Genomic DNA, 16727 nt, shown 5'->3' with positions numbered 1-16727 from the left:
GTTGCTAATCATTAAATGATAGCGATGTTTATCAATTTGACGTTGAGAGCTACATTTACCTCATCGGCAGCGAATGGCCAATGGCTTATACCTAATCCAAGCGAAAGGCTGCAAACCAAACATCTTTGAGGAGATCATTATGAACAAGCAAACCTTAATCAAACTACTTAACAGCGATGCAGGACTGGCCCCTTTGGTACTGCGCCTGCCCCTAGGGCTTATCCTGGCCGCCCATGGCGCCCAGAAACTTTTCGGTTGGTTTGGTGGTTACGGCCTGGAAGGTACAGGGCAGTGGATGGCAAGCGTCGGCTTTGAACCAGGTTATCTCATGGCTCTATTGGCGGGTAGCGCCGAGTTCTTTGGGGGTCTGGCGCTGGTATTGGGATTACTCACTCGACCCGCTGCTGCGCTGACGGCATTCACTATGGCGGTCGCCATGACGGTGCATCTGGGTAACGGCCTGTTTGTCTCTAATAACGGCTATGAGTTTGCCTTGATTCTACTGGCGGCTTCTTTATCACTGGCGCTGCAGGGCGGCGGACGCTACTCGGTCGATGCCATACTGACTGCGCGTCTTAAAAGCTAAGCATTACAGACTAAGTAACACATATTAGGCATCAGGAACCAAGCATAGATTTTGATGCCTTTTACCTAATAGATTCTGCTCAACCCTTGTCGAATGAGAGTTAAGGAGCCACCCATGTTAGTTAATGGTCAATGGGCTGAGGCCTGGCAACCTGTGCAGGCGCAAGATAAGCAGGGACGATTTGTACGCCAGGGCAGTAGTTTTCGCCACTGGATCACCCCGGATGGCAAGGCTGGCCCTACGGGTGAGGGCGGTTTCAAGGCGGAGGCGGGTCGCTATCATCTCTATGTCGCCTATATCTGCCCCTGGGCCTCACGTACCCTGATGGTGAGAGCGCTCAAGGGATTAACTGACTTTATCAGCGTCAGCGTGGTCAAACCCGTGCTGTCGGATCAGGGCTGGCAGTTTGGCGGCGCGTCAGACAGTAAAGTAGGTGGAGACGACACTAACCTAGAGCACGGTGACAGTCTTAATGGCCACAAGTATCTGCATCAGCTCTATACTCAGGTGGACCCACAATTTACCGGTAGGGCGACCGTGCCTGTACTCTGGGATAAGCAGCGCCAGGTCATAGTGAATAATGAGTCGGCAGACATCATACGCATGTTGAACAGCGCATTCGATCATCTTACCGACGCGGCACAAAATCCGGTATTGGACCTCTATCCACAGGGCCTACATCAAGATATCGATAGCCTGAATGAGCGTCTCTATCATCAGCTCAACAATGGTGTCTACAAGGCGGGCTTTGCCACCAGTCAGTTTGCCTACGAAGAAGCTTACCAAGGCGTCTTTAGCCTGCTAGATGAGCTGGAGCAGACCCTGAGCGATGGTCGCCCCTACCTGCTCGGCGAGCAACTGACCGAGTCGGATATTCGCGCCTTCGTGACCTTAGTGTGCTTCGATGTCGCCTACTATGGCCTGTTTAAGTGTAACCGTGAGCTGATCGCCCAGAAGCCGCAGCTGCAGGCCTATCTGCAGCGTATCTATGCCCTCGATGGCATTGCAGCCACGGTCAATTTCGAGCATATCAAGCAGGGGTATTATTCGATCAAGGCGCTGAATCCAACGGGCATAGTGCCTGTCGGCCCCCAGGTTAGCTTATGAGTTTCAGAAAAGAGTTTAAAAGTGAGTACAAGCATGAGTGCAAACATGAGTACAAATATGAGCGCAAGTAAGAGCTTAAGACAGATCTCCCCTGAGATGAGCGAGCAGCTAAAGGCTGTAACCAGTGCCGGGCTCATGCCGAGCCTGTTTGTCTCCCACGGCTCGCCCATGTTGGCCCTAGATGAGAGCGACAACGCCGCGTTTCTCGCCGAACTGGGCCAGCTACTGCCAAGACCTAAGGCGATACTGGTGTTCTCGGCCCACACGGATATTGGCGGTAAGGTGCGCATCGCATCGGGCGATACCCCGCGCACAGTGCATGACTTCTACGGCTTTCCTGACGCCCTCTACCGGATGAACTATCCCGCCCCTGGCGCGCCCAAGCTGGCCGCCGAGGTCGCGGAGATTCTGCAAGGCGCCGGGTTTGAAGCAGAGTTAGACAAAGATCTAGGTTGGGACCACGGACTCTGGACGCCGCTCTGCCGCCTCTATCCCGAGGCGGATATCCCACTGGTGTTAGTCTCTATCGACAGCCGCCGGGGCGCGAGCTATCACTACCGTCTGGGGCAGGCGATAAAAACCCTGCGCGCCGAAGGCATATTGGTACTGGGCTCGGGTGGCATCAGCCACAATTTAGGTGAGCTGTTTCGCCGACCCGGTGACCCGCAAAAGGTAGAGAAGATGCAAAGCTTCGTGCAGTGGATTGCTGATAAGCTTTCCCAAGGAGATCTGCCCGCACTGCTGGATGTCGAGCGCCAGGCCCCACACGCCCGGTTCAACCACCCCAGCATAGAACACCTGCTGCCCTTCTACGTCGCCCTAGGCGCAGGACAGGGCGAAGGGATTAATGAGGCTAGTAAGCCGCCACTACGACTACACCAAAGCGTTGAACTACAAATCCTCGCCCTTGATACCTACGCCTGGCTCGAGTGATTTCCGGGCATATACCTGCCTTAAGTTGTTTTTAGATATAAAAAGCCTTCGAATGAAGGCTTTTTCTTTTTTGGCTTGAAACATCTAGCCGTAAAGGTTTTTACTTCGTTGATGCTAGCCTTGACCCTCATTGTGTTGAATTGCCTGCAGCAGGCCCCATGTTATTACACCAGTATCAATCGTCTCTTCGATTTGACGTTATTACATAGCCTGGCCTTAAAAATATTCTGGACAAAAAGTAATATAAATTTTGCTAAAGTGGCTAGAACCTGATTAATAGAGGTAAGTCTCTCTCTAGTAACCATGGCGTTTTAGTTTCTATAAAATGAGTCTGTAAATCTCTGAATTTACTATTTATTCAGATGTTGAGAGCCAGTCATCAAGATAATGAAAAGGAACTGGATATCGGTAGCAACGACAGGCTGTTAGTATCAAAGGAGCCTTACCTTTAGTAACGGCTGACATTCTCTTGAACGAGTCGGCATTGCCACATTCTTGCTTTATGTGATCTAGCGCCGCTCTCCCATTCATCGGAAAGCCAGTTGATGCAGAGCCATGCGTATCTGAATTAGAGTACATATCTTGTTCACTGCTTTGGTTTGGATACCAATACTGTAACGTGCTATGTTCAAGTTTATCTGTGGCAAACCTTTCCAAATTTTGGCTTACTGTATCTAGTTTATAAAGTGAACAAAAAACCGTTAACAGCGGGTATAAAATACTAGCCTCCGTAACTTTATTCTTATAATTACTATCGGCCTTATCTTTATTTCTATGCTCAAGCAGCCTTTCATAAGAGTTATGCACGATTGGATACATGCCATCGCACTCGAAAGAGAAAGTGCACCTATCGACGATTCCAGAGAGCCAACTCTGCACAAAACTATCAAGTTCTGAATTATTTGAAAGTAAAGTTAAAGCTAAACCAAGATCAATTGCCTGTGAATCTTTGTACGGAGACAATAACATTGGATTATTAACAACCAAGAGATTGATTGACCTAGTAACTTCTTCAAGGCGAATCTGTAATTTTTCCTGCTCTTCGCTCTCTCCATCTATTGGCGAATTTTCAGCATAATTCTTTGATAGTGAGTTTAAAATCCAGTGGCCTTTGACCGACAAACGTCCTAGCACATCAAACAGCTTAATGTTTACATCAATAGAGCATGGTGAATGAACCGCATGAGAGAGCGCGTATTTAAGTCCAACATATGGAATTAAACATCGGTCCACATAACAGTCAGTAATTTGTTGATACGTATCCAAAAGACTATCGAATGATTTTGAGGGTTTATTCCTTCCTGTGTAGTAACCTTTAACCTTATCCCAAGCTAGGAGTAGTGCCCGCTCAGATGAAAGGTATGCAGCTTCCAAATTTCCACCGTCACGACACCAGGAAAATAAAACCCATAAACAAACGTTAATCCGAGTTATTGACGATGCAACAGAATCGGTATCAGTTGCATTTGACAAAACTTCATCAATCAACCGCGAGAAATGTTTGTCTGAACTCTCAGGCTCCTCAAGTAAAGCCAAGGATTTTCTTAACAAAGCCTGACTAGAGTTGGGCAATAGTTCCTCTTTCAGTAAATGTTGTTGAATAAGCTCAGAGAGCTTATCGCCATTCCACTCTTCAAAAGAAATATTGTCTTGCGTATTCCGCTGTTCATAGCCAGAGACCTCTTGCCTAATTCCTGAACCAACATCCCCACCAAAACATAAGCAGATGACTATTTTTTTATCCCTATGTTCAGGTGGTAGACGACTGGGAATAAATGAATCCTGAATCTCATCTAACGAGGGTCTAAGAGCTTGGTCTGCATTTCCATTCCAAGTTTCACGGGTAAGGTTCCCAGACTTTACAGAGAACAAATAGACTTTTTCTTTCTGATCATTTATTTGCCCTACAGCCGCTATATCAACACCGTATTCTTTGACCCCACGAGTCGGTGAAATGAACACATTCATTCCCATACTACTCAATAGATCGGGTAATACAGCATCCAACTCCTTGCGCTCTTTGAGCGAGGCTAAGTATTGCTTAAGAATTAACTTCATCTTTCATTCTCTCACAACGGTAAACTCGTAGAACGTAATCTAGTGACTCTGGGTCTAAGACGTTTAACCTTGGCATTTCAGTCGAATGAGAAAAAGACTGCATTTGCATTTCTTGTCGCACTTGCTCTCCATCCCCTAATTGCATGTAATAAATTGAGCTATTGCCATACAATAGCGTCTGCTTCGTTGCTATCAGATCAATAATCGACCCAGTAGAAGCTTCTTCGTATCCTTCCAGCATTTGCTTATTAAATTCTTTCCAATAAATGTTTATATTTTCACTAGAAGCCGTTAACTCCTTTAATTCAGAGACTTTTTCAATATCCGAATGATAAGCCTGAAGCTTACCAAGCAACCGCTCACATGGGTGTGCTTGAAAGCCTTTATCAATGCATGATTGAAAGAATCGCTTAAGCTCCCCTGGATAACTTAAAAGCAAGGGGTCATACAAAACCTGTTCAAGCTCTTTACGAGTAGATCTCGAAGCAGTTTCGTAAATAGATAGAATGAAGCTTGCCGCCGCTATAGGCCGAGTAAACAGCCAACCGACAGCTTTGTGGCTAACAAACACTTGCTTCACTTCATCACCTAGCAATGCCACTTCTGCCTCTAGTTCGACATCCTTGCCCGTAACATAATGAAGTAGATCTAAAACACCGTGACAAAGTGTGGAATCACCAGACAAAAACCACTTTGTGACGATGTGATTAAGTAGCTCGCGGTGCTTGCTCAGTAGCTCTCTGGAAAAGTAATTCAACTGGGTGAACTTCACGCCCACAGTCAAAATCGATTCTAATAACTTTAGGGCAAGGGGTGAGGCCCCCTTCTCAACTAGATTGACCAATAAATAGTCGATGTTATCTATGATGCCTTTGTGCTCAGGGGAGACATTGGCTAACTGGGCTACCAGAAGCTCTACAACGTCCTTCGGTAGTTCGGCTCGCTGAAAGGCAACAATATGTGATATCTCATAGAGAACCTCTGGAGGAGCGCCCTCAACAAACGTAAGTAGAAACTCTTCAATCTGCGACCAATAGGATGGGAATGTATCTCCAAAGTTAATTGTCGCTCGAAGTATCGAAGCACAACAGCCACTTTCACGCTCGCCACTGGCACTGCTGCTAAGTAGTTTCCAAATGACATTAGCTTGCGTTTCACCTACCTTAAGCCTTCCCAAAGTAAAATAGGCTTGGCTTCTGACAGTGTCATTTTTACTAGCAATCAGGTCTTCTGTCGTTTGGATAGCGTCGTTCACACGTTCTGAGTCGTATGCGAGGATTGAGCTGGAAAGAAAAGGGGCATATGCACTTAGTTCACTTTGTTCCAGAATAAATGCGACACTATCTCTTGGACGATGTGCTTCTACGCTACAGAAACGTTGAAAAGCCCCATAGACTCCACCAATGGCCAAATCTCTGCCAGCCTGTTGTATGAGGTTCAGCAAGCAACGGAGGACATCTTCGACACTTGCATTGAGCGAAGGCAGCGCGCCTTCAAAGGCATGCAGAATCGTGAAAAAATCGTATCCACTGGAGCTTTTATCAACTCCTCTCATTATCTCGACAAGATCAATCTCTCCTGCGTTGTGCAACTGAGACAGCGCCTCTTTTAAGACCTTCTCATCTACTCGTATTTCTTGGACATACAAATCACAAATATGAGCCAGCAAACTATCTGTTGTCTCGTTAGCAATTAGCAATCTAACTTTTGTTTCTTCTAATGACATTTCTTGTCCTTACAAAGACAGCCACTAAACAATTTGTTAGATAAGCAAAATTAGGTCAAATAAAATGTGTCAAAATTGAGTATTGGAATGAGCCTAAAACTTTTTGGGGCAAAACAGAGTTATCTTTTGATCTCCTTTCTACCCCCAATGCTACTCACAGCAAATGAAGCTAAATCGAAGAGACGTTTGGCTACTGGTGTATGCACGCTTTTGGCTCTTGGCGGCATGGACGCCGCCGTGAAGCTCACACGGATGTGCTTGCGGCGTGCCAAAAGTGTGCTTGCACATCCCTCGCCGGGCAGGCGTTAGGTAGCCATGAAGGTTCGACCTTCAAATCACCTTAATTAATGACAATTTCATTCAACGATTAAAGTGAACCGTTACTATGAGCGAGCGAGCGAGCGGCCGGCCGAGAAGAGCAGGGGAAAAGGGGCGAGCGATACGCCCCCGAGCAGATTTACCTCAATTGTTCCCCACGATTAATCCCAATCAACCTATCCAAAATATGCTCCCCATCCATACGGATGCCATTGTGCTCATATTCAGAGGTAAGCCAGTACTTCAAGTTACCTACCTGAGCCGCTGTCTCCAGGCTGTAATTCATCTCCACGAACATATCTTCGCTGTAGATGGCTGCGGCCACGGGCACCTGGTTGGCGGCCAGCTTGGCGGGATCGTAGAGCATGGGCCAATCGGCCTTGTCTGCCAGCAGGTGCGCCGCGTGTTTCAGCGGCTTGAGGTTGGTGAACTGGTCGAAGAACCAGGGATAGACCATCTCGCCGGTAAACAGGAAGGGCTTGTCCGCCTGGTAGTTAAACTCATCATAGGTTTGTCTGACCCTATGGGCCGCCCAGCTTGAGGCGCCTTGCTGACAATAGATACTTTCGTGCAGTAGGGCGAAGATGGGGTTGGTGTTGTAATCCAGCAGCTGGCAGAAGTGAGCCAAAAACAGTGGGTTGACTTGAGTGCCCTGGGCCGTCTCTATCAGGGCCTGTTCCAGCAGGTAATATACTGGCTCGCCGCCTTGCTCCATGCCGATGTTGATCCCCAGTAGTTGCAGCATCTCCACCGTGAGTCGCTCGCCGGTGGCTATGCGTACTTCATTTTCTTGCAGGTAGGCCGCCAGGCGTTTAACTAAGTCTTGGGCGTCCGGGAAGCGGGCGAAGAAGTCCTGGTTTTTGGCCAGTACCCGCTTGTAGGTGGCCTGATAGACCTCATCGGCGCTGCGGGTGAGCGAGGGGATGCCGCCTGTGATATAGGCTTCAATCAGACCTTGAGGCGCATCGTTTAAGTATTTCAATACGCAGAAGCCGCCGAAGCTCTGGCCGAGTATGCTCCATTTTTCATCGCCTATCAGCTGCGTGCGGATAAGCTCGGCATCCTTGATAATGCTGTCGGCGCGAAAATGGCTCAGATAATCGGCCTGGGCCTGTGAGTCCAGATGGGCTAATGATGCATAGTTGATGGGGCTTGAGAGGCCTGTGCCGCGCTGATCCAGTAATAACACTCGGTATTCCTGTAGGGCACGCTTTATCCAGCCGCCGTTTGCTGCGGGTCTGATGGCGCCAAAACCTGGCCCGCCTTGGAAATAAACCAGATAGGGGAGTTTGCGCTCTCTGTGCTCAGGTGCCACCAGTTCGCGGGCGAAGATGGTTAGCTTTTCACCGTCGCTGGCGCTGTGATCTAAGGGCAGGCTAAAATAATGCTTGATACAATGGATGCCAGCAAGGCGTTGTGAGTCGGACATGGTGAACCTTATTATGAAATGTTGCCTGTAAGCGCAGACTTGTAGGGTACTAAATGACGCCGATAGGTTATCCTAGATCAATCTTTTTGTCAGTGTCATTAGAGAATCCTACCTTGATATCGTAACCTATGCCGAGGTGGATGAAAGTGGAAGAATAAGATGAAGTATCAAATTGTGCCCGTGACACCGTTTCAACAAAATTGCAGCATTATCTGGTGTGAAAAGAGCAAGCGGGCGGCAGTGGTCGACCCGGGTGGTGATATAGAGCGCATAGAGCAGCAACTGGCCCATAATGGCTTAACCCTCGAGAAGATTTTACTGACCCATGGGCATATCGATCATGTGGGCGGCGCCAAGGCCTTGGCCGAGGCAACGGGCGTACCTATTGTCGGCCCCCATAAGGACGATGCCTTCTGGTTGGAGACATTGCCGCAGCAGAGTAAGCATTTTGGTTTTCTGCCTGTTGCGTCCTTTGAGCCAGCGCAATATTTGGCGGCAGGCGATAAAGTCAGCGTGGGCGAGCAGAGCCTTGAAGTGTTGCACTGCCCCGGGCATACGCCGGGTCACATAGTATTCTACAGCGAGTCAGATCGCTTGGCCTGGGTGGGTGACGTGCTCTTTAAAGGCTCAATTGGTCGTACCGACTTTCCGCAGTCCAGTCATCAGGCATTGATCCAGTCGATCACTCAGGTGCTCTGGCCGTTAGGCCGCGATGTGAGCTTTATTCCCGGTCACGGCCCCATCTCTACCTTCGGCGCCGAGCGGCAGCAAAACCCCTTTGTTGCCGACCAGCTGCTGAGTTGATCTGATAACGGCGACCTTAGGTCGCCGTTTTGCTCTTCATGATGCAATGAAATCTTTTGCAACGTATTGAACCTGTTTTCTTATTCCCGTCTCTGCTAGGTTAAAAGATCACGAATATCTTTTGCGGCAAACAGAGACACAGGGATATGTCACATCACATCGAAGATCTTGTTAGCGCCTGGGCGTCGGCACCCCAAGATGATTGGGTATTGGCGGTGGTGACCCGTGTAGAGGGGTCGGCCTATCGTAAGGTGGGCGCCATGATGCTGATCCATGGTATGGGCAAGAGTGTGGGCCTGGTGAGCGGTGGCTGCCTAGAGGCGGACTTGCGGCGACGGGCCCAGCAGGTCCTCCAGACAGGGCAGGCGGTTAACGTCTGCTACGATGCGTCTGACGAGACAGACGCCAGTTATCAGCTGGGCTGCGGTGGCATAGTGCACTTAATGCTGGTGCCCCTCTGCGCAGATAATCATTATTTACACTTTAAGCGCTTAAAAGAGACCTTAGTCAATCAGGGACAGTGTCATTATGAGTTGCAGCTGACCGACCCGGTGACGCCGTTGCCTCGCGCCATGGTGTGGGGCGATCAGCAGGCCCTGGATGATGCCAGGGCCAACTGGTGTCTCAGAGACTTTCCCCGCGCCGGGATACTGGCAGGAGAGCAAAAATCCTTAATCATTCCCCTGCGCGCCCGTTACCGTATCGCTATTTTTGGCGGCGGCTTGGATGCCCAGCCCGTGAGCATGATAGCGCAGCAGCTTGGCTGGCAGGTCGATGTGATCGATAGGCGCACCAGTTACGCCAGAGAGTATGATTTTCCCGGAGCCAAAGTGATTAAGCTGCCGGTCGATGCGCTCGATGAGGCATTTTGGGCGCGAATTGACGGCGCCATCGTGATGCAACACAACTTACAGCTCGATGCCGAGGCCTTAGGGCAGATCGCTGAGCGCGCAACCCAGCTACAATATCTGGCGCTGCTTGGGCCTGGTCATCGGCGAGACAGGGTGCTTGCACTCGCCAACCTTAAGCAAGATGCCTTTAAAGCCTTCTTTTCTGCGCCCGCCGGGCTCGCGTTAGGCGGTGAGCTGCCAGCCTCTATCGCCTTAAGTATCTTGTCCGAATGTCATGGTGTGTTTCATCAGGGCAAACGGGTGGCGCTTAAAGAGGTGATGGCATGACAGGGCTTAAGCCTAAGGTGATGATCGCGCTGCTGGCTGCCGGTGAGAGCCGTCGATTTGGCGGGGCTAAACTGGCTGAACCGCTTTCTCAATCAGGGGCTGGCCGTGAAGATCAACAAGCGCTCGATGAGCCGCTCATTCTGGCGCAGTATCGCACCCTTGAGCTGGTGGCTGAGACGCTTGTTGCTAGCCTGGTCGTGATCACCGGTGGCCATCAACAGAGAATAGAAGCCTGCCTGCCGACCTCGGCGCTAAAGGTGCATAACCCAGACTGGCAGTTAGGGCTGGCGCACTCGATTGCCACCGCCGCCCAATATGCCAAGGCGCAGGGGGCTGAGAGCCTGCTTATTGCGCTGGGCGATCAGCCGGCTTTAGCATCCCAGGACTATCTGGCGCTGTTTTCGGCGCGTCGCCGGGAAAATACCCGGGTCTGTGCCTATTATGAGTTAACTTTGGGGGCACCAGCCCTCTTTTGCCATGATGACTTTGAGTCGCTCATGGCCTTATCGGGGGATCGCGGCGCCAAAGCGTTGTTAACCAGGCTATATCGAGAGGGGCAGCTTATCGCCCTGGCGATGCCTGAGGCGGCGGTCGATATCGATACCCGGTCACAGCTTGAGGCCTACCGAGCGCGTTGTTAAGCCTATCTGGCCTAACTAAGTTTAATCGTCACCCTATCTATTTGCGGGGTCAACAAGGAGAAAGTGATGTCCAATCCTCAACTCGGACTGAAGATTAACGGCAAAGATTACACCTTAGATGCGGATCCCAATATGCCAGTACTCTGGGCGATCAGAGATATATTGGGCCTCACGGGCACTAAGTACGGCTGCGGGGCTGGCCTGTGCGGCGCCTGTACCATACATGTCGATGGTGAGCCTGCCAGGGCCTGTCTGACTAGCTTGAAGCAGGTACAAGGCAAACAGGTGACCACCATAGAGGGCTTGGCTGCCGACAAGCTGCAAACGGCGTGGCGCAAGCATAATGTGCCTCAGTGTGGTTATTGTCAGGCGGGGCAGTTGATGTCAGCCGCCGCCTTGCTTGCCCAATATCCAGAGCCCAATGATGCTCAGATAGAAGAAGCCATGGTGGGTAATCTCTGTCGCTGCGGCACCTATACCCGCATCAAGGCCGCAATCAAGGAAGCCGCCGCCGGGCCATCAGCCCTGGTTGACGGCCAGACGAGGGAGGTGGAAGCATGAGCCAGTTCAGCGCTGTACAAAATTTTAGTCGCCGGGACGTATTAAAGCTGTTTGGCGCCGCCGGTGGTGGATTGGCCTTAGGAGCCAGCGGGATCAGTTGGAGCCCCATGGCGCTGGCTCAAGGCGGTGAGGCACGCCTTAATCTATTTATCGCTATCGGTGAGGATGACAAGGTCTATCTCACCTGTCATCGCTCCGAAATGGGACAGGGGATCCGCACCGGTATTCCTCAGGTGTTGGCCGACGAGCTAGGCGCCGACTGGGACAAGGTGGTCGTGGTGCAGGGCTTGGCCGACAAGCGTTACGGCAGCCAAAACACCGATGGTTCGCGCAGTATACGTAAAGGCTTTGACAAGATGCGAGAGATGGGCGCCATGGCGCGTACCATGTTAGAGCAGGCCGCCGCCGAGCAGCTAAAGGTGCCAGTGAGTGAGTTAGAGACGGTCAATAATCAGGTGCGGCATCGCGCCTCTGGTCGCAGCTTACGTTTTGGCGATCTCGCATTGGCGGCCTCGAAATTGCCGCTTCCCGAGGTGTCTGAACTTAAGCTCAAGTCAGCCGATGCCTATACTCATATCGGTAAAGGCCACACCATAGTGGATATGGAGGCGATACTCGATGGCACCGCCCAGTACGGCTTCGATGTGCGTCTGGACAATATGCTCTATGCCAGCATAGTGCGCCCACCGGTGTTAGGTAGCCAAGTAGCCAAGCTTGATGATAAGGCGGCCAGAGCCGTTGCCGGCGTGGTGGATGTGATCAAACTGCCCACACCTCAGGGCGCCCCCAGTTTTCAGCCGTTAGGCGGCGTTGCCGTATTGGCAACAAATTCGTGGAGTGCTGCCCAGGGGCGCGCTGCGCTGGCAATCGAGTGGACCAGTTCGGCCAACGATAGTCATGATTCGAGCGCCTATCTGACAGCTTTGAAGCAGGCGGTGCAAGAGAGCGGTAAGCCAGTGCGGCAAATGGGCGAGCAGCAACAGAGCTGGCCAGCAGACAAGACCATAGAAGCTGTTTATAGCGTACCTTATCTGGCTCACGCCATGATGGAGCCGCCGACGGCAACGGCGAATGTCACCGAGAGTCGTGTTGAGATCTGGGCGTCGACTCAGACGCCACAAAGCGCCCAGGGGACAGTCGCTGGTGCGTTAGGGCTAGAGGCCGAAAAGGTAATTGTGCATGTGACTCTGCTCGGTGGTGGTTTTGGCCGTAAGTCCAAGCCAGATTACTGCGTCGAGGCGGCGCTGTTATCCCGTGAGGTTAAGCGGCCGGTTAAGGTGTGTTGGAGCCGCGAAGATGAGTTGCAAAACGGTTACCTGCACGCCATCAGTGCCCAGTACTTTAAGGCTAGAGTGGGGGATAATGGGGTAGAGGCCATGCTGCAACGTACCGGCTTCCCAAGTATTAGCTCTACCTTTGCCGAAGGGGTCGATGAGCCAAGTGCCTCTGAGTTGGATCTCGGCTTTGTGGATGTGCCTTTGGCCATCGACAGCCTGCGCTGTGAGACGGTAAAAGCGGCCGCTCATACCCGTATCGGTTGGATGCGCTCGGTTTGCAACATACAGCACGGCTTCGGTATCGGTGTCTTTGTTGATGAGCTGGCCCATAAGCGCGGGCTGGATACCATCAGTATGTGGCGCGAACTATTGGGACCCGATAGACAAGAGACCTTTGCCGATCAAGGCTTTAACTACGGTAATTATGGTGAAACCTTGGCCCGTCATCCGGTGGATACCGCCCGCTATAAGGGGGTGATCGCCGCGGTAGAGCAGAAGTTGGCGACTCAGCCTAAGGCGAAGGCAAACCAAGGCTGGGGCTTTGCGGTGCATCGCAGCTTTACCGCCTTTGTGGCAACAGCCAGTTTGGTTGAAGTCAGCAAGGATAAGCAACTTAAGGTGCTTAAGACGATAATCGCCATCGATGCGGGTACTTTAGTTAACCCAGATAGGGTGGCGTCTCAGCTTGAAGGGGCGGTGATGTTTGGCTTAAGTATCGCCTTGATGGGCAGGATAAGCTTTAAGGATGGGCGGGTAGAGCAGTCTAATTTTCATGATTATCCTCTGCTGCGCTTGTCACAATGCCCTGAAATCGAAACGATTTTAGTGCCTTCCGATGCGCCTCCTGGCGGGGTTGGCGAGCCGGGTGTACCGCCTGTTGCACCCAGCATAGTGAATGCCATCTTTGCCGCCAGCGGTGTGCGCGTGCGTGATCTGCCGTTAAGTGATCATTTCAGCGTCTAGTTGTTACGGGTCGGTCAGCGTTGTCTGACTGGCCCTGCTTCCCTTTATCTTGTTTGGTTCCATGCTCCCGGTGGTTTCTCACTTCACAAGTTACGTTCTTTTACTACACGGATCGGTTATTTTTTAATCTATTTAGACTAATTCCTGTTTATTTGGCCTGGATCCTATTTTTGTAACTCAAATTGAAGTAATTTAACCAAAAATAATATTCCAATGTAATGAGGGGTCATACATGGAAAATCGTATGCAGGTTGCATTATCTGCAGGGCTGCTTGCTGCCATCTGGGCAGGGGTTGCCGATGCATTTCACTTAGTCACTTGGGTTGGCTTTCTTGCGTGCAGTACCTTTTTTGCTCAGCCAAAGGCGGGGTTTCAAGGGGTACTCATGAGCTGGTTTACCAACCTGTCCGGTGTCTTCTGGGCTTGGGTGGTCATTGCTGGCGGGAGTCATTTTGAGACGCCGCTGGTGGGATACCTGCTTACCGGCATAGTCACCAGCCTCATGTGTTTACAAGCCAGTTACCAGCGACTCGCCTTTATTCCTGGCGCCTTTATCGGTTGCTGTATCACTTTTGCCTTAGGCGGCGATATCGCCAGCATCATACCACCACTCCTTCTTGGTGCACTGCTTGGCTATGCCATGACCTTATTGACCGGGCAGCTGGTTGCCTTTACCGGTAGAACCTTGCCAGCCATTAAGTTACGTCTAATCAAGGCTCAAGATTAGAAAATGTGCTTAACTTGATCTGGTAGATCGAAAGTCGTTGTCAATTTAGCCTGATAAGAAGTGGGTTTCCATGAAAGCTATCCAGTTTAGAAAGATAGATGCCTTGCTGATCAAACTCAGCCTCAATGGTAAATTTTGGGTGGTCTGTACCATGGTGACAGCCATCACCTTGACCATCGCCATCCTAAACCTCAACGCGGCAGTGACGCATCTACAGGACGCCTCGGCCGCCAGGGTGCAGGCCAGTGTCGACGCGTACGCCAAGGTGGCTAGCGGTCAGGGGTTAAGCGGTGCTGAGTTGGCGACATTTGCCGCCAACAATGGTCTGACACTATCTAGTCGACCTGAGCAATCGCGTCGGGGTGACAAGGTGACCGCCAGTGCGCCGATCAACGGCCAATATCTGCAGCTCAGCCAAGAGGTGTCAGCCTGGGAAGCTCAGGGTAAGAGTGATGCCTGGTGGATGCTGTGGATTGCCCTTATCGCTCTCTATCCTTTGTATCAGCTCAGTTACTGGATCTCCACCTCTTTGGGGGGCGGACTTTGGGATATGTATATTGCTATTAAGCGTTTGGCCGATGGCGATCTCTCCTTCAGGCTCAATTTCTTTGGCAAAGATGACTTCAGCCTCATTGCCCGGGAGATCGATCGCAGCGCCGATAACATGTCCGAGATGGTCAAGGCGATCGGCAATAATGCCCAGACTCTGGCCAGGGCTTCACAAGAGTTTAATCAGCAGGCCAAGCAGAATGATGAACTGGCGCAATTCCAGCACCAATTTCTCGATACTGTGGCTGTGGCCATGGATCAGATGACATCGGCTATCGAAGAGGTCTCTCATAACGCTGCCAATACCTCAGATCATACCAAGCAAAATGCTGCGGCCGCAGCAGACAGTAAGCAGCGGATCGCCGAGGCGGTGCGCCGTATTAGCCAGTTAACCGGCCAGATAGATGCGGCATCGAGTGCGGTGGACCAGCTGTCGGGCAATGCCACCGAGATTGGCGCTGTAGTCACTACGATTAACGGCATCTCAGAGCAGACCAATCTGCTGGCGCTAAACGCGGCTATCGAGGCGGCTCGGGCCGGTGAGCAGGGTAGAGGTTTTGCCGTGGTCGCCGATGAAGTGCGCACCCTGGCAGGCAGAACGCAGCAGGCAACGGTTGAGATCCAATCTATGATTGAGGGATTGCAGTCGGGATCGGGGCAGCTGGCGGATATCACCCATGAGATTGTGAAGCAGGCCGAGCTTGGCCGCACTGCGATTGAGTCTGTGGGCGGTGATGTGGATACTATGGCGGATTCCATTGATCATGTGTTTGATATGAGTTCGCAGATCGCCGCATCTGCCGAGGAGCAGAGCGTATCGGCGCGGGATATCGCCTCGCAGCTCAATGAGATCCGTGATCAGTCGCAAACCATTAAAGATACCGCCGAGCGTTCGGTCACTTTGGCCAGCGAACTGCAGCAGTCTTCGGCAGAGCTGGATGGGATCTTGTCTCAATATCGTTTGCAGTAGCAGCTGGTTAAATGCTATCGAACAGAAAAAAGGCGCCATTGGCGCCTTTTTTAATGCTTAGTCGTGCCGAAACACTAATCTTTGAAACTGCTCCAGATAGGGGCGTGATCCGACGGTTTATCGATACCGCGCAGATCATAGTCCACATCTGATTCAGTAAGACGCTCAGCCAACGACGGGGTGGCTAAGATCACATCGATACGCAGTCCGCGGTTGTCGTCGAAGCCTTTGCTGCGATAGTCGAACCAGGAGTAACGCTCACCACGTGCCGGATGCAACTGACGGAAGGTGTCGATCAATCCCCAATCCAGTAGGGTTTGCAGCCATTGGCGCTCTTCAGGTTGAAAGCTGCACTTGCCTGTCTTTAACCAGCGCTTGGCGTTGACTTCCCCAATGCCAATATCCAGATCCACAGGAGAGATATTGATGTCGCCTATGATGGCAATGTCTTCATCTGGACTATGGTGGTCGTTGAGGTAGCTCATCAGATCCTGATAGAACTTACGCTTAGCCGGATACTTGGTTTCATGGCTGATATTTTCCCCTTGGGGGAAATAGCCATTCAGAACTGTCAGTTGGCGACCATTGGCTTGAGTAAAAGTGCCCATGATCATGCGTCGCTGAGCATCTTCCTCATCTGTGGGGAAGCCTTTTTGTACCTTGACCGGCGGCAACTTGGAGAGCATGGCGACACCATAGTGAGCCTTGCCACCATGATAGTGGACCTGATAGCCCATGGCTTCGACGTCGGCCAACGGAAAGGCCTCATCGTGAACCTTGGTCTCTTGTAGGCCAATGATGTCTGGGTGGTGGCTGTCGATCAGCGCCTGCAGTTGGTGCAGTCTAGCCCTTAACCCATTGATATTGAATGAAACAATTTTCAAAAGCTTGCTTCCTGGA

14 protein-coding genes are annotated in these 16727 nt (G+C 51.2%); 10 read left to right on the top strand and 4 right to left on the bottom strand.

Going from position 1 to position 16727, the window contains the following annotated elements; genetic code table 11:
* Nucleotides 1-139: 139 nt before the first annotated feature.
* The 3 genes from L2712_RS07255 to L2712_RS07245 all read left to right on the top strand — a co-directional run bounded on the left by L2712_RS07255 (nucleotide 140) and on the right by L2712_RS07245 (nucleotide 2626).
* Nucleotides 140-586: a DoxX family protein gene (locus L2712_RS07255; RefSeq protein ID WP_088905904.1), complete on the top strand. Its 447-nt coding sequence runs from the start codon at nucleotides 140-142 to the stop codon at nucleotides 584-586.
* A 114-nt stretch (nucleotides 587-700) separates the two neighbouring features.
* On the top strand, nucleotides 701-1693 hold the full coding sequence (locus tag L2712_RS07250; RefSeq protein WP_248977354.1) for a glutathione S-transferase family protein: 993 nt from the start codon (nucleotides 701-703) through the stop codon (nucleotides 1691-1693).
* 57 nt (nucleotides 1694-1750) lie between these two features.
* Nucleotides 1751-2626: a DODA-type extradiol aromatic ring-opening family dioxygenase gene (locus L2712_RS07245; RefSeq protein ID WP_248977353.1), complete on the top strand. Its 876-nt coding sequence runs from the start codon at nucleotides 1751-1753 to the stop codon at nucleotides 2624-2626.
* Between the two features lie 354 nt (nucleotides 2627-2980).
* On the opposite strand, the gene L2712_RS07240 is transcribed toward L2712_RS07245, so the two are convergent.
* From L2712_RS07240 to L2712_RS07230, 3 genes are all read right to left on the bottom strand, one after another.
* Nucleotides 2981-4684, bottom strand: coding sequence for a hypothetical protein (locus L2712_RS07240; RefSeq protein WP_248977352.1), 1704 nt, complete (start codon nucleotides 4682-4684; stop codon nucleotides 2981-2983).
* Complete coding sequence (locus tag L2712_RS07235) at nucleotides 4668-6410, bottom strand: hypothetical protein (protein ID WP_248977351.1); 1743 nt, start codon at nucleotides 6408-6410, stop codon at nucleotides 4668-4670. Before L2712_RS07235 ends, L2712_RS07240 begins: the two co-directional genes overlap by 17 nt.
* A gap of 457 nt (nucleotides 6411-6867) precedes the next feature.
* A complete protein-coding gene (locus L2712_RS07230; RefSeq protein WP_248977350.1) occupies nucleotides 6868-8157 on the bottom strand; it encodes an alpha/beta fold hydrolase in 1290 nt (429 codons plus the stop codon).
* Between the two features lie 159 nt (nucleotides 8158-8316).
* Between L2712_RS07230 and L2712_RS07225 the strand changes: the two genes are divergently transcribed.
* The 7 genes from L2712_RS07225 (at nucleotide 8317) to L2712_RS07195 (ending at nucleotide 15827) form a co-directional block, all read left to right on the top strand.
* Nucleotides 8317-8961: an MBL fold metallo-hydrolase gene (locus tag L2712_RS07225; protein WP_033539195.1), complete on the top strand. Its 645-nt coding sequence runs from the start codon at nucleotides 8317-8319 to the stop codon at nucleotides 8959-8961.
* Between the two features lie 146 nt (nucleotides 8962-9107).
* Nucleotides 9108-10139: an XdhC family protein gene (locus L2712_RS07220; protein ID WP_248977349.1), complete on the top strand. Its 1032-nt coding sequence runs from the start codon at nucleotides 9108-9110 to the stop codon at nucleotides 10137-10139.
* Nucleotides 10136-10780: a nucleotidyltransferase family protein gene (locus L2712_RS07215; protein ID WP_248977348.1), complete on the top strand. Its 645-nt coding sequence runs from the start codon at nucleotides 10136-10138 to the stop codon at nucleotides 10778-10780. Before L2712_RS07220 ends, L2712_RS07215 begins: the two co-directional genes overlap by 4 nt.
* 66 nt (nucleotides 10781-10846) lie before the next feature.
* Nucleotides 10847-11341, top strand: a complete 495-nt coding sequence (locus L2712_RS07210) for a (2Fe-2S)-binding protein (RefSeq protein ID WP_248977347.1) — start codon at nucleotides 10847-10849, stop codon at nucleotides 11339-11341.
* On the top strand, nucleotides 11338-13581 hold the full coding sequence (locus L2712_RS07205) for a xanthine dehydrogenase family protein molybdopterin-binding subunit (RefSeq protein ID WP_248977346.1): 2244 nt from the start codon (nucleotides 11338-11340) through the stop codon (nucleotides 13579-13581). Before L2712_RS07210 ends, L2712_RS07205 begins: the two co-directional genes overlap by 4 nt.
* A gap of 232 nt (nucleotides 13582-13813) precedes the next feature.
* Nucleotides 13814-14308 carry a DUF1097 domain-containing protein gene (locus L2712_RS07200; protein ID WP_033539199.1) on the top strand — a complete coding sequence of 165 codons (495 nt, stop codon included), beginning with the start codon at nucleotides 13814-13816 and terminating at the stop codon, nucleotides 14306-14308.
* 70 nt (nucleotides 14309-14378) lie between these two features.
* A complete protein-coding gene (locus tag L2712_RS07195) occupies nucleotides 14379-15827 on the top strand; it encodes a methyl-accepting chemotaxis protein (RefSeq protein ID WP_248977345.1) in 1449 nt (482 codons plus the stop codon).
* 74 nt (nucleotides 15828-15901) lie between these two features.
* Here L2712_RS07195 and xthA read toward each other — a convergent pair whose 3' ends face one another.
* Nucleotides 15902-16711: an exodeoxyribonuclease III gene (gene xthA / locus L2712_RS07190; protein ID WP_248977344.1), complete on the bottom strand. Its 810-nt coding sequence runs from the start codon at nucleotides 16709-16711 to the stop codon at nucleotides 15902-15904.
* Between the last annotated feature and the right edge of the window lie 16 nt (nucleotides 16712-16727).

The organism is Shewanella marisflavi (genome assembly GCF_023283925.1).
Lineage (GTDB): Bacteria > Pseudomonadota > Gammaproteobacteria > Enterobacterales > Shewanellaceae > Shewanella > Shewanella marisflavi.
The sequence above is the reverse complement of the archived record's forward strand: the minus strand, read 5'-3'. Positions and strand labels throughout refer to the sequence as shown.

Bases quoted from the DNA above. Each gene is read 5' to 3' on its own strand.
- L2712_RS07195 (WP_248977345.1), top strand. From the start codon at position 14,379: ATGAAAGCTATCCAGTTTAGAAAGATAGATGCCTTGCTGATCAAACTC.
- L2712_RS07205 (WP_248977346.1), top strand. From the start codon at position 11,338: ATGAGCCAGTTCAGCGCTGTACAAAATTTTAGTCGCCGGGACGTATTA.
- L2712_RS07250 (WP_248977354.1), top strand. From the start codon at position 701: ATGTTAGTTAATGGTCAATGGGCTGAGGCCTGGCAACCTGTGCAGGCG.
- L2712_RS07245 (WP_248977353.1), top strand. From the start codon at position 1,751: ATGAGCGCAAGTAAGAGCTTAAGACAGATCTCCCCTGAGATGAGCGAG.
- L2712_RS07240 (WP_248977352.1), bottom strand. From the start codon at position 4,684: ATGAAGTTAATTCTTAAGCAATACTTAGCCTCGCTCAAAGAGCGCAAG.
- L2712_RS07200 (WP_033539199.1), top strand. From the start codon at position 13,814: ATGGAAAATCGTATGCAGGTTGCATTATCTGCAGGGCTGCTTGCTGCC.
- L2712_RS07235 (WP_248977351.1), bottom strand. From the start codon at position 6,410: ATGTCATTAGAAGAAACAAAAGTTAGATTGCTAATTGCTAACGAGACA.
- L2712_RS07255 (WP_088905904.1), top strand. From the start codon at position 140: ATGAACAAGCAAACCTTAATCAAACTACTTAACAGCGATGCAGGACTG.
- L2712_RS07220 (WP_248977349.1), top strand. From the start codon at position 9,108: ATGTCACATCACATCGAAGATCTTGTTAGCGCCTGGGCGTCGGCACCC.
- L2712_RS07230 (WP_248977350.1), bottom strand. From the start codon at position 8,157: ATGTCCGACTCACAACGCCTTGCTGGCATCCATTGTATCAAGCATTAT.
- L2712_RS07225 (WP_033539195.1), top strand. From the start codon at position 8,317: ATGAAGTATCAAATTGTGCCCGTGACACCGTTTCAACAAAATTGCAGC.
- L2712_RS07210 (WP_248977347.1), top strand. From the start codon at position 10,847: ATGTCCAATCCTCAACTCGGACTGAAGATTAACGGCAAAGATTACACC.
- L2712_RS07215 (WP_248977348.1), top strand. From the start codon at position 10,136: ATGACAGGGCTTAAGCCTAAGGTGATGATCGCGCTGCTGGCTGCCGGT.